Genomic DNA, 12,336 nt, shown 5'->3' with positions numbered 1-12,336 from the left:
GGCGAGTCGCGGGACGCGGCGACTCAGGTCGTCGCGGGCTGCGGCTCGTCGGCCTGGACCGCCCCCGGACGCGGGCTCACCCGGTCCCAGTGGATGCTGACGAGCGCGAGGACGCCGCCGGACACGGCGAGGGCCACGCCCACCCAGCCCGGGGCGAGGTAGCCGAACCCGCCGGCGATGACGAGGCCACCCAGCCAGGCGCCGAGGGAGTTGCCCACGTTGAAGGCCGCATGGTTGAGCGCGGCGCCGAGCAGCTCGGCCTCCCCCGCGATGTCGATGATCCGCGCCTGGACCGACGGGATGAGCGAGGAGGAGGTGATCCCGATGGCGAGCACGAGGACGAACAGCAGGACCGGGTGCCAGGCGAGCAGGGCGTACAGGGCCATCGCCGCGGTCAGGCCGGAGAATCCGACGACGACCGTGCGGGACAGGTCCCGGTCGCTCGCCCAGCCGCCGATGATGTTGCCGACCACCATGCCCGTGCCGAGGGTGGCGAGCACCCACGGAACGAGCGACTCGGACAGGCCTGCGGTCCGCGTCGCCACCTCGGAGATGTAGGAGTACACGGCGAAGAAGCCGCCGAAACCGATCGCGCCGACGGCGAGCATGAGCCACAGCCGCGGGTTGCGGAACGCCAGCAGCTCGCGCGACGGGTGCCGGTCGGGGTTGCCCGGGACCGCCGGGATCGCCCGCAGGGCGAGCACGAGCGTGAGCGCGAAGATGGCCGCCACCGTCACGTAGGCCCAGCGCCAGCCGGCCTCCTGGCCGAGCCACGTCCCGAGCGGGACCCCCACGACGTTGGCCACCGTGAGGCCGGAGAGCGCGATCGCGACGCCCGCGCCCTGACGCCCGGGGCCCATCAGCCGGGCGGCGAGCAACGAGGCCACCCCGAAGTAGGCGCCGTGCGGGAGCCCGGCCACGAAGCGGGCGACCGCGGTGAGCCCGAAGCCCGGCATGAGGGCGCTGGCGAGGTTCGCCGCCGCGAGCGCGGCCACGAGGACGAGGACGAGCGTGCGCTGGGACATCCGTGCCGTCGCCACCGCCGTGACCGGCGCGCCCACGACGACGCCGAGCGCGTAGGCCGTGACGAGCCAGCCCGCGTGGGCGATCCCCGCCGTCGGGTCGGCCCCGAACCCCGGGACGAGCTCGCCCGCGATCTGCGGCAGCAGACCCATCGTGACGAACTCGGTGGTGCCGATCCCGAACCCGCCGAGCGCGAGCGTGAACAGGGCGAAGTTGCGGCGGGCGGTGCTCAGCATCGACAGGGCCTCCGAGGTGGTTGGCGGCGCGGGACCGTGGGCGATCCTCGGCGTCCAACGTCGTCGTCGGCGCGGTCATTCCGGGTGTGACGGGCCGCTCGTCCGCCCGGACGGGCGCGGCGACCCGGGTGCGGACCGGGACGGGGCGGAGGCGGCGGGTCCCGGGACGGGCGAGGACCGGGACGGGGACTGCGACGGGGACCGCGCGTCAGCCGATCATCCGCGGCGGCTCGCGGTCGACCTCGAGCCGGTCGTCGATCGTGGTGATCCAGCGTCGCACCGCCAGGGCGATGACGATCTGCATGACGCCCCACAGGATGGCGGCGATCGCGATCGTCCACGCGATCACCTCGAGCGAGACCCACGGCCGCCAGATGACGAACGCGCCCACCACCACGAAGAACACCCCCGCGACGACGAGCGGCTGGACCCCGCTGACGTACTTCCGCGCCCGCAGGGCGGTGACGAGCTCCCACAGCCCCATGACGACGGCCCACACCCCGATGACGGTGATCATCAGGGTGGCGACGTTGCCGGGTCGGACGAGCCCGAAGATGCCCGCGCCGAGCTCGACCACGCCGAGGGCGATCGTGAGGATCTTCTGCGTGGGCCGGTCCGGCTCCTGGTCCCGGGCGTCGAGCCGGATGCCGGCGGCGCCGAGGATGTTGAGCAGCCCGTCCACGATCAGGAAGATCGCGAAAAGCTGGATGACGGCGTCGATCATCGCGCCGGGCCACAGGATGACGGCCACGCCGACGGCGATCGCGGCGATGCCGCGGCCTGCCGTGGCCAGCCACGAGGTCCGGAAGATCTGCCGGACGGGGTCGCGTCGGTCCCTCATGGGCTCAGTCAACACCCACGAGGGACCGACGGGGGTCACTCGGGCAGGAATCCGAAGATGTCGGCGAACTGGTAGCCGGCGAGGAACACGACGACGGCGACGACGAGCCAGCCGAGCACGTTGGCGACCGGGCCGTTGCGGTACTTACCCATCAGCTTCTTGTTGTTCATGACGATCATGAGGAAGATCGCCACGACCGGCAGCAGCAGGCCGTTCGCCGCCTGGGCGACGACGATGATCTGGATCGGGTTGAACCCGGTCAGCGCGATGATCCCGCCGACCACGAGGATCGAGACCCACACGATGCGCGCCGGGAGCGAGCGCAGGTCGCTCGAGAGCCCGAGCACCCCGGTGATCGCGTAGGCGGCGCCGAGCGGGCCCGCGATGGCGGAGGTGAACCCGGCGGCGAACAGGCCGAGCGCGAACACCCACGGGGCGGCGTCGCCGAGCAGCGGGGTGAGCGCCTGCGCGAGGTCGGTCCCCTCCTCGGCGGCGATGCCACGCACGAACATCGAGCCGACGGCCGTGACCATGACGGCGAGCGTGATGAGCCCGCCGATGCCGATCGAGACGGCCGTGTCGGTCCGCGCCTCCTTCATCGCCCGGTCGACCGGGACGTCACCCCAGTTCTCCTTGACCAGCTGCGCCTGGAGGAAGAGGTTGTAGGGCACCACGGTGGTGCCGATGAGCGCGATCGCGGTGAGGATCGCCCCCGAGGGGACCGACGGCACGAACATGCCCTGGAACAGGTCGCCCACGTTCGGCTTCACGATGATCGCCGTCACCACGAAGATGACGACGAGGATCGCGACCATCGCCATCAGCACCTTCTCGATGACCTTGTAGCTCCCCGTCCACAGCAGGGCGAAGATGAGGCCGAGCAGGACGACGACGACGATCCGCGTGTCGACGTCGACCACGTTGGTGACGGCGAGCGCCGTGCCCGACGTGTCGCCGCCCGCGTAGGAGGCGCCGCCGATGCCGATGGCCGCCACCACGAGGACCGCCATGAGCAGGCGGGCCACCGGTGAGTGGAAGACCTCGCGCATGGCCTCGCCGAGCCCGCGGCGGGTGCCGAGGCCGAGTCGGGCGGACATCTCCTGGAGGATGATCGTCGCGACGATCGAGAAGACGATCGTCCACGCCAGCGCGTACCCGACCTCGGCGCCCGTGACTATCGACGTGGTGATCGTGCCGGGGCCGATGAAGGACGCGGCGATGATGAGGCCCGGACCGAACCGCGAGCCGGTGCGACGGCCGGAGACCTTCGCGCCCGGCGCCTGGGTCGCTGCCTCGCCGGCGGTCAGGGGCTCGGAGCTCGAGCCGTGGGGACGCGCGGCCGCCGAGCCGTCCGGTCGCGCGGCGTGCGCGCCGCCCGAACCGTGGGCACCGGAGGCGGGTGCGCCGCCTGCGTGCGTTCCGTCGTCGGTGGACATGGGGGGCTCCTCACGGGACCGGGTCACGTGCGCGGCGCGCTGCCGGCGGCGACGACGGTCGGTTGCGCGGCCACTATGCCTGCCGATCGGCACGCTGTCATACGCAACCGCGGCGTGTCCCGCCGCTCGGACGACCGGATCCGACGGGCGAACCGGACGGACCTAGTATCGATGGGGCGCCCGCATCGGGCCGCGCGCGGCGCGGCAGCACCGGGGCGCCCACCCATCACGAGGAGGTTGCATGTTCATCCGGTCGATCGACGAGGTCCCCAAGGTCGAGTGGGGCCAGGGCACGAGCCAGCGCGTGCTGACCAAGAAGGACGGCATGGGGTTCGCCGTCGCGCACACGGTCGTCCGCAAGGGCACCGAGGCGGCGCTCCAGTACCGCAACCACCTCGAGGCCTGCTACTGCATCGGGGGCAAGGGCTACGTCGTCAGCGAGGACCGTCAGACGCGCTACGAGATCACGCCCGGCGTCATCTACGTGCTCGACGAGCACGACGCCCACTACCTCCAGGGCGGCGAGGACGAGGACCTCATCCTCGTCTCGATCTTCAACCCGCCGATCAACGGCGACGAGGCCCACGAGCTCGTCGACGGCGGCTTCTCGTCCTACGGCCCGACCGAGGCCTGACCGAGGACCGGCGGAGTCCCCTACCGACGAGTGAGGGGACTACCCGCCACGAGTGAGGGGGTTCTTCCGCGTGCTCGCGGAAGAACCCCCTCACTCGTCAGGTTGAGACGCGATTGCTCGCCGACGAGGCGTTGCCACGCTCACTCGTCAGGCGGCTTGCCGCTCACTCGCCAGACGGGGCCGGTCCGGGTATGCCCGCCGTTACGGGAGGCGGGCGTCGAGGTCGAGGACCGCGCGCAGCAGCACCTCGGCGCCGTCGAGCGCCCACTCCGGGGTGATCGCCTCCTCCTCGGCGTGCGAGACGCCGCCGACGCACGGGATGAACAGCATCCCGGTCGGCACCCGCGAGGCGACCTGCACGGCGTCGTGCCCCGCGCCCGAGACCAGCTCCCGCGGCGGATGCCCCAGCTCGCTCATCGCCCGCGTCACGGCGTCGCGCACGAGCGGGTCGAACGTCACGGGCTCGGCCCTCGACGTCTCCGTCACCCGGGCGGTCACTCCCCCGTCCGTGGCGCGCTCGACGGCGGCACGCACCTCGCCGGCCATCGCGTCGAGCTCGGCGGCGTCGGGATGCCGCAGCTCCACCGTGAACCTCGCGCTGCCCGGCACGACGTTCGGGGAGCCGGGCCCGACCACCAGGCGGCCCACCGTCGCGCGTCCCACCTCGGGGCGGGCCAGGCCGATCGCGTGCACGTCGGTCACCACCCGCGCGGCGGCGACGAGGGCGTCCCTGCGCGACTCCATGGGGAACGTGCCGGCGTGCGCGGGCGCGCCGGTCTGCTCGACCTCGAGCCAGCACATCGCCTGCACGCCGGTCACCGTGGCGACCGTCAGGCCCTCGGCCTCCAGCAGCGGGCCCTGCTCGATGTGCGCCTCGAGGTAGGCGGCGTGCTCGTCCGGGGTGACCGTGTCGGTACCGGCCCAGCCGACGTCGGCGAGCGCCTCGGCGAGGGTCTGCCCCTCGGGCGCGCCCGGGACGTCGAGCCCCTCGCGCGAGCGGGAGGCGAGGGCGGTCTCGGCGGCGAGCCGTCCCGCGTACACGGAGCTGCCGCCCATCATCGGCGCGAACCGGGCGCCCTCCTCGTTCGTCCAGTCGACGAGCTCGACGTGGTGCCGTGTCGCGTGACGCGCGCGGTCGAGCGCGTCGAGGACGGCCAGGCCCGCGACGACGCCGTACACCCCGTCGTACCGCCCCGCGGTCGGCTGCGAGTCCAGGTGGGAGCCGATGAGGATCGCCCGGCGGTCCTCCTCGGCGTCGTCGGCCCCAGCGGCGGGACGACGGAGGAACACGTTCCCCACCCGGTCGACACGCGCGACCGCCCCGGCCTCGCCCGCGCGGTCGCGCAACCAGGCGCGGGCGTCGGCGTCGTCGGGCCCCGCCGCGAGGCGGTGGAGCCCGCCCGCCGCGGTCGCGCCGAACGTGCTCACGTGCTCGAGGTCGGCCCAGAGCCGGTCGCCGTCGATGGTCGGGGTGGCAGCGGGGGCGTTCACCGGTCCCGTTCCTCGGCGGCGACGTGCGCGACCTCCGCGGAGTCGTGCGCGCCCGAGACCGCGTGGGCGTTCGGTGCGCCGGCCGGGCGGCGGTAGCGGAAGTCGCAGTGCGAGGCCCCGGACATGATCGTCTGCGTGCGCTCGAGCGTGATGCTCGGGTCGTAGCCGTGGGGGAACTCGAAGTCCCGCGTGCACGAGAGCAGCTCACCGATGTCGCCGAGCCCCATCTCCTGGTACGTCTCGGCGTAGCGGCAGCGGTGGACGTCGTAGGAGTAGACCTCGTCGGTGGCCTCGATGGTCTCGATCTCCTGGGCGTCGTCGGCAAGCCACAGGTGCTGCAGGTCGATGAACGTCCGCAGGTTGGAGCCGCCCGGCTCGCGCTGGGCCAGGCGGGCCCCCTGGGCCCGGGCGTCCTCGCGGATCGCCTCGGAGAGGATCTCCTTGGCCCGCTCCTCGCCGAGGTCGCGCACGAGGATGCGGTACACCGGCGCGAGGATCGCGGCCTCGATCCGGCGGCGGGTGAGGATGGGCAGGTCGTCGTCGTGGGTCGGCGTGGTCATGGGACCAGTGTCCGCCCCCTGTGCATATCGGGGAAGCGGGAGCGCGTCAGGCGAGCTGGAGCAGCGCCACCGTCCACGGCTGGACCGCGTAGTGCCCCTCGACGATCTCGGCCACCGGGGTCGGCCAGACGTTGCCGTCCTCCTCGGCCCACGCCGCGGTGTCGACGACCCGGCGCCACCGCAGATCGTCGTGCTCGCCGCCGAGCGCGAACCGCGCCACCTCGGTCGTCATGTTGACGCACAGGAGGTAGTCGTGGCCGCCGACCGGGGATCCGTCGACGTGCACGCGGACCGCGCGGTCGCCCTCCTCGGTGCCCCGTTCGGCGTCGGGGGCCGTGAAGAGGTAGGTGACGTCGCCGTCGTCGAGGTGCACGCCGCCCCACTCGCGCTGCCGCAGCGCCGGCTCGACGCGCCGCAGGTGGGCGAGCGCCTGCGTGAAGGGCAGGAAGGGGCTGGTGCCCTCGGGGGTCGCCGCCTCGCCGACGTTGTCGTGGTAGGCCGCCTCGACCTCGCCGCTCGGGTCGACGGGCAGCTGCGTGGGGCTGTTCGTCGTCGCGAACCCGTAGTTGGTCCACATCCCGACCGAGTTGAGGGACCACGGGTTGTTGTTGCCGTTCTGGGTGCGGCCGAGCTCGTCGCCGGCGACGATCATCGGCACGCCCCGCGCGAGGAAGAGGACCGTGAGGAACGAGCGCAGGCGTGCCCGGCGCAGCGCCTGGTCGCCGCCGGAGTCCCACGAGCGGTTGTCGTCCGCACCGCCGTCGGACGGGCCGAAGGGGGGCGGGCCGTCGTTGACCTTGTCGTTGTAGGAGACGAGGTCGAGGAGCGTGAAGCCGTCGTGCGCGGTGACGAAGTTGATCGAGCGCGGGGGGCCGCCCTGGTCGTGGAAGTGCGCCCAGTCGCCGTTGACCTGCTCGACGAACGCCATGGTCGAGCCCTCGCCGCGCATGAAGTCGCGCACGGCGTCGCGGAACCGGCCGTTCCACTCCCCCCAGCCGGCGGGGAAGTTGCCGACCTCGTAGCCCCACAGGTCCCATGCCTCGGCGATCACCTCGACCTTCCGGTCCGCCGCCAGGTCGCGGATCGACGTGAGCAGCGGGTGGAGGGTGTGGAACTCCTTCTGCGCCTCCCAGTCCTCGCGGGCGGCGTCGTCGGGCTTGCGACCGAGCACCGGCGCCAGATCGAACCGGAAGCCGTCGACGCCCATGACGTCGGTCCAGTACGCGAGGGAGTCGAGCACGAGGCGCTGCGAGACCTCCGACGAGAAGTTGACCTGGTTGCCGGTGCCCGTCGCGCCGTCGACGAGGACGTGGTCGTCCGTCTGGACGTAGTACTCCTCGGTCGCGAAGCCGCCCATCGAGACGAACGCGGACGTGGCCGGGTCACCGCCCCAGCTGCCGCCCTCGCCCGTGTGGTTGAAGACGACGTCGATGTACAGCTCGATGCCCTGGTCGTGGAGCGCGCGGACCATCTCCTTGAACTCGCGGGTCGGCCCACCGGGGCTCTGGTCGGCGGCCAGGTCCCGGTTGGGGGCGAAGAACGCGAGCGTCATGTAGCCCCAGTAGTTCGACGTCCCGTCGTCACCGGGCCGGGCGGTGGTGTCCGTGGCCTGCACCGGGAGGAGCTCGAGCGTGGTGAGGCCCAGGCCCTTGAGGTAGGGCGCGAGCTGGGCGACGCCCTTGTAGGTGCCGCGCGCGTCGTCGTCGATGTTGCGCACGTCCGCGAACCCGCGGCGACCCGCGAGGTCGTCCCCGAGGGTGGCGACGGACGGGTGCGCCGTCAGCGCGTGCGTGTGCGCCTCGTAGATGCTCGTCCCCTCGGGCGGGAGGTGGGGGCGGGTGCCGACGGACGTCTCGTCGACGACGACGATCCCCTTCGGTGCGATCCGCCCCGTGTCGACCTCCCGGCGGGGACGACCCTGCTGCGCGTGGGGCTCCGGACCGCCGGCGAAGTCCTCCGGCGTGCCACCGGACTCGCCGATGAGCGGGGAGGACAGGTTGTGCGTGATCTCGCGGGCGTAGGGGTCGAGGAGGACCTTGTTGGGGTTGAACCGGTTGCCCACCTCGTCGAGGTCCGCGCTGAAGCCGGCCGCCGAGCCGCCGCGCGACCAGGCGTCGTCCGGCTCGAAACCGGGACCCCAGACGCGGTAGCCGTACAGGGTGCCGTGGCCCGCCCCCGCGACGGCCGCGCGCCAGACGCCGTCCTCGCCGCGCTGCGTGTCGAACTCCGCGGACGCGTCGGCACCGGTCGCGCTCGGGTAGATCTCGAGCAGGACGCGGGTGGCGAGGGGCGCGTGGACCGCGAAGGTCGTGCGCGAGGTGGGGGTGGTGGTGCCGGTGCCGGTGTCGGTGTCGGTCGAGAGTGCGGCGTGGGCCCCGAGCGGGTAGGTCGCGGTGGACCATGACGCCTCGTCGACCGGGGTGGGCGTCTCGCCGGTGGCGGAGGCCGACGTGTCGTCGCTGGAGGTCGTGTCGTCGCTGGTGGTCGTGTCGTCGCTCGTCGGTCCGGGCGTGGGCGTCGGCGTCGCCGTCATGGCAGCGCCCTCCTCGTCGTCGCGGTGGATCGCTGGATCGGTGGGTCGTGGGGCGAAGGAGCGTGCCGGTTCGGTGGTGGTCCCGTGCGGCGTCGTCGTGCCCGCAGGTGTGCCCGCGAGGCCACCAGGGGCCGCGGACCCCGGGGCCGACGAGGTGGTCGTGCTCGGGGGCGTCGGTGCGGTGGGCGCCTCGTCGCGCGCGCGGGCGTCGAGCTGGGGGCGCGCCGGGCCGGCCTCGAGCTCGAGCGGGCCGCGGCGCCGCGCCTTCCGGTTCGCCATGTCGGTCGACCGGCGCAGCCGTCGGGCGGAGACCGCCGTGACGACGCCGGCCCCCACGGCCGTCAGCGCGACCAGGGCCTTGCCGACGGCGTCAGGGATCCCGTTGCTTCGTGCCATGCGTCCATTGTGTCGGGAACCGAGCTGCACCGCCCGGCGTCGGAGCGGCAGTCCGCGTGGCAGCGACGAGATCAGCGGGATGCCGCACGAGTGCGGGGACCGTGCCACGAGTGCGGGGACCGTGCCACGAGTGCGGGGACCGTGCCACGAGTGCGGGGACCGTGCCACGAGTGCGGGGACCGGACCACCGCCGCTGGTCGGGAACGACTGCCCCACGAGATGGGGGGATCGGTCACGAGAGCAGGGGTTGTTTCCCCTGATCTCGTCCGTCTTCCCCTGATCTCGCCGCGGCGAAGATGCGCAGGAGGGGCAGACAGGCCTGGACGGCCGCGAGCTCGTCAGCCTGGGTCAACTACAAGCTTATCAGCCTCGGTCGGCCGAGTGCGCCTCGACCTGGGTCGGCCGAGTGGGCATCAGCCCTGGTCGGTCGAGGGGCGCGTCGCACGGCGCGGGCCGCGGCGCGACGCTCCCGAACCGGCCGGGCGCTGCACCGGCGCACCGCTGCTCGCGTGCCCGCCGCCCTGGCGACCACCGGTCTGCCCGGCCCCGCCATGACGACCGCCGCCCTGGCCGGCGCCGCCCGAGCGACCGCCGCCCTGCTGCGCGGCGTCCCGGCCGCCTCGGCCCGCGCCCTGACGCGCACCCTGCCAGTTGCCGTGCTCGACGAGCGGGGCCTGCCCACCGGAGCGACCACGACCTCGGCCACGACCTCCGCGCCGCCGACCACCACCCGAGCCGGAGCCCGAACCACCGCCGGAGCCCTGGCCGGCGCGGCCACCGCCCTGGCCACCCCGCGCGCCACCACCGGCACCGGGGCCGCCGCCCGCACCAGCACCCCCGCCGGCGCCACCACGCCCCCCGGCCGCCGGCACCTCGGCCACCGGGTTCTCCTTCGCGCTGCCGTCGGCGATCTCGGCGAGGACGCCGTCGCCCGGTCGGACCCGGTGCAGCGTGGGCCGGATGCCGGCGGCACGCATGAGGGTGCGCACGTCAGAGGTCTGGGCGTCGGTCGACAGCGTGACCACGGTGCCCGACGCGCCGGCGCGAGCGGTGCGCCCGGAGCGGTGCAGGTAGGCCTTGTGCTCGGTGGGCGGGTCGGCGTGGACGACGAGCGCGACGTCGTCGACGTGGATCCCCCGCGCCGCGATGTCGGTGGCGACCAGCGTGGGGGCCGATCCCGAGTGGAACGCCTCGAGGTTGCGCTGCCGCGCGCCCTGGCCGAGGTTGCCGTGCAGCTCGACGGCCTGGTGCCCGCGCGAGCCGAGCTGCTTGGTCAGGCGCTTGGCCCCGTGCTTGGTGCGGGTGAAGACGATCGCCCGCTCAGCCTTGCCGGCGAGCTCGGCGACGACGTCGATCCGCTCGTCGTCGCGGACCTGCAGCACGTGGTGCGCGGAGGTGGGGGGCGGCGCGGTGGCGGAGTCGGCCTCGTGGACGACCGGGTCGGTGAGGTACTTCTTCACCACCACGTCGACGCCGGCGTCCAGCGTGGCCGAGAACAGCTGGTGCTGGGCGGCGCGCGGGACGGTGTCGAGGATGCGGCGGACCATCGGGAGGAAGCCCATGTCGGCCATGTGGTCGGCCTCGTCGAGGACGACGATCTCGATCCCGTCGAGCCGCGCCTCGCCCTGACCCATGAGGTCGAGCAGGCGGCCCGGGCAGGCGACGAGGATGTCGACACCGGAACGCAGCGCCGTGACCTGCGGGTTCTGGCCGACCCCGCCGAACACGGTGCGGGTGGTCAGGCCCGCGGCCTTCGCCAGCGGGTCGAGGGTCTCGGTGATCTGCAGGACGAGCTCGCGGGTCGGCGCGAGGATGAGCGCGCGCGGGCGACCGCCGGACGTACGGCGGGGCCGGTCGACGGCCGCGAGGCGCCCGACGAGCGGGAGGCAGAACGCGTAGGTCTTGCCCGAGCCGGTGCGGCCGCGGCCGAGCACGTCGCGTCCCGCGAAGGAGTCCGCGAGCGTGGCGGCCTGGATGGGCGTGGGGGTCGTGATGCCGGCGCGCTCGAGCACGGTCAGCAGGTTCTGGGGCACGCCGAGGCGTGCGAAGGCAGTCGTCATGGAGGGGGTGATGTCCGTCCGTCGTCGTCCCCGTCCGGGCGCTCGTCCCGCGCAGGTCGCGACGGGGGCGCTGGCGGCGGGTGGTCCCGCGGCGCCGGCAGCCCGGGACGAGGAGTGCACGGACTGCGGGTCCAGACTACGTCACACGGGCACCCCGGGGGACGGCAGCGAGACCGAGGTCTCGCTGCCGGCGGTCACCCGCGGGGCGCGCTCGTCGCACGCGCGGGCCACCCGTCGAGACGCGAACGCCCCGCCGGACCGCACCCGCGCAGCCCTGGTTCAGTCGTCGGCGGGCCCCATGAGGTGGAAGACGGCGCCCTGGTCGTCGGCGACGGCGGCGAGCCGCCCGTACGGGGTGTCCCGGGGCTCGACGACGACGGTCCCCCCGATCTCGACGACCCGGCGGACCGAGGCGTCGGTGTCGGGGGTGCCGAAGTAGATCGCCCAGCGCGAGCGCACGTCCGGCCAGTCCTGCAGGCCGGTGATCCCCGCGCCGCCGTCGGGCGCGTCGCCGAGGACCGTGTACGTCAGCTCCTCGGAGCGCTCGAGCTCCCGGCAGTCCCAACCCAGCGCGTCGCCGTAGAAGGTCACGGCGGCGTCGTGGTCGATCGACGCCAGCTCGAACCACACCGGCGTCCCGTTGCCCGGCTGAGCCTGGACGCCCCTGAGGATCTCGGCCTCCCACAGGCCCACCTCACCGTTCGTGGGATCGGTGAGGACGGCGAACCGCCCCCACGACGCCGACGCCTGCGGCGGCACGAGCACGGTAGCCCCGGCCGACTCCGCCGCCGTCACGCTGCCCTCGAGGTGGTCGGTGGCGAGGTAGACCGACCACCGGCCGGACCCGCCCTCGTCGATGGGCCGGAAGCCCGCCACGCGCTCGCCCTCGAGCAGGCCGAACGAGAGCTTCTCCCCCGCCGGCCGGTTGTGCTCCCACCCGAACAGCCGACGGTAGAACTCGGCCGCGCGCTCGGTGTCGGGGACGCAGAGCTCGATCCAGGCGGGGTCGCCCGTGCCGTAGCTGCGCGGGCGCGCGGGGGCCGGGGCCTCGCTCTGCCCGGTCGGCTTACCGGTCGTTCGTGACGTGGCCAAGACGGTCCTCCCAACGGCGCCCCGGGACGGGACG

General features: G+C 73.7%; 9 protein-coding genes. 1 reads left to right on the top strand and 8 read right to left on the bottom strand.

Annotated elements, in window-relative coordinates; all coding sequences use genetic code 11:
* Positions 1 to 23 precede the first annotated feature (23 nt).
* The 3 genes from AC24FB_RS08180 to AC24FB_RS08170 all read right to left on the bottom strand — a co-directional run bounded on the left by AC24FB_RS08180 (position 24) and on the right by AC24FB_RS08170 (position 3,536).
* Positions 24 to 1,259, bottom strand: coding sequence for an MFS transporter (locus tag AC24FB_RS08180; protein WP_425713906.1), 1,236 nt, complete (start codon positions 1,257 to 1,259; stop codon positions 24 to 26).
* A gap of 208 nt (positions 1,260 to 1,467) precedes the next feature.
* On the bottom strand, positions 1,468 to 2,100 hold the full coding sequence (locus AC24FB_RS08175; RefSeq protein ID WP_425713907.1) for an HdeD family acid-resistance protein: 633 nt from the start codon (positions 2,098 to 2,100) through the stop codon (positions 1,468 to 1,470).
* Positions 2,101 to 2,135: 35 nt separating this feature from the next.
* Entirely contained in the window at positions 2,136 to 3,536 is a 1,401-nt protein-coding gene (locus tag AC24FB_RS08170; protein WP_425713908.1) for an Nramp family divalent metal transporter, read from the bottom strand.
* Positions 3,537 to 3,777: 241 nt separating this feature from the next.
* Between AC24FB_RS08170 and AC24FB_RS08165 the strand changes: the two genes are divergently transcribed.
* Entirely contained in the window at positions 3,778 to 4,170 is a 393-nt protein-coding gene (locus AC24FB_RS08165) for an ectoine synthase (RefSeq protein ID WP_425713909.1), read from the top strand.
* 201 nt (positions 4,171 to 4,371) lie between these two features.
* Here AC24FB_RS08165 and AC24FB_RS08160 read toward each other — a convergent pair whose 3' ends face one another.
* The 5 genes from AC24FB_RS08160 to AC24FB_RS08140 all read right to left on the bottom strand — a co-directional run bounded on the left by AC24FB_RS08160 (position 4,372) and on the right by AC24FB_RS08140 (position 12,302).
* Entirely contained in the window at positions 4,372 to 5,661 is a 1,290-nt protein-coding gene (locus AC24FB_RS08160; protein ID WP_425713910.1) for a hydantoinase/carbamoylase family amidase, read from the bottom strand.
* Positions 5,658 to 6,221, bottom strand: a complete 564-nt coding sequence (locus AC24FB_RS08155) for an L-2-amino-thiazoline-4-carboxylic acid hydrolase (RefSeq protein WP_425713911.1) — start codon at positions 6,219 to 6,221, stop codon at positions 5,658 to 5,660. Before AC24FB_RS08155 ends, AC24FB_RS08160 begins: the two co-directional genes overlap by 4 nt.
* 46 nt (positions 6,222 to 6,267) lie before the next feature.
* The gene (locus tag AC24FB_RS08150; protein ID WP_425713912.1) at positions 6,268 to 9,150 is read right to left on the bottom strand and encodes an alpha-amylase family glycosyl hydrolase; all 2,883 of its coding nucleotides are present in this window, start codon (positions 9,148 to 9,150) and stop codon (positions 6,268 to 6,270) included.
* A gap of 413 nt (positions 9,151 to 9,563) precedes the next feature.
* Positions 9,564 to 11,210, bottom strand: coding sequence for a DEAD/DEAH box helicase (locus tag AC24FB_RS08145; RefSeq protein ID WP_425713913.1), 1,647 nt, complete (start codon positions 11,208 to 11,210; stop codon positions 9,564 to 9,566).
* A gap of 279 nt (positions 11,211 to 11,489) precedes the next feature.
* Positions 11,490 to 12,302 (bottom strand): VOC family protein, encoded by an 813-nt coding sequence (locus AC24FB_RS08140; protein WP_425713914.1) that lies wholly within the window; start codon positions 12,300 to 12,302, stop codon positions 11,490 to 11,492.
* Positions 12,303 to 12,336: the final 34 nt, after the last annotated feature.

This window comes from Georgenia sp. Z1344 (assembly GCF_057652375.1).
This window is presented reverse-complemented; position numbering and strand designations above follow the sequence as displayed.

Bases quoted from the DNA above. Each gene is read 5' to 3' on its own strand.
- AC24FB_RS08180 (WP_425713906.1), bottom strand. From the start codon at position 1,259: ATGCTGAGCACCGCCCGCCGCAACTTCGCCCTGTTCACGCTCGCGCTC.
- AC24FB_RS08175 (WP_425713907.1), bottom strand. From the start codon at position 2,100: ATGAGGGACCGACGCGACCCCGTCCGGCAGATCTTCCGGACCTCGTGG.
- AC24FB_RS08170 (WP_425713908.1), bottom strand. From the start codon at position 3,536: ATGTCCACCGACGACGGAACGCACGCAGGCGGCGCACCCGCCTCCGGT.
- AC24FB_RS08165 (WP_425713909.1), top strand. From the start codon at position 3,778: ATGTTCATCCGGTCGATCGACGAGGTCCCCAAGGTCGAGTGGGGCCAG.
- AC24FB_RS08155 (WP_425713911.1), bottom strand. From the start codon at position 6,221: ATGACCACGCCGACCCACGACGACGACCTGCCCATCCTCACCCGCCGC.
- AC24FB_RS08150 (WP_425713912.1), bottom strand. From the start codon at position 9,150: ATGGCACGAAGCAACGGGATCCCTGACGCCGTCGGCAAGGCCCTGGTC.
- AC24FB_RS08145 (WP_425713913.1), bottom strand. From the start codon at position 11,210: ATGACGACTGCCTTCGCACGCCTCGGCGTGCCCCAGAACCTGCTGACC.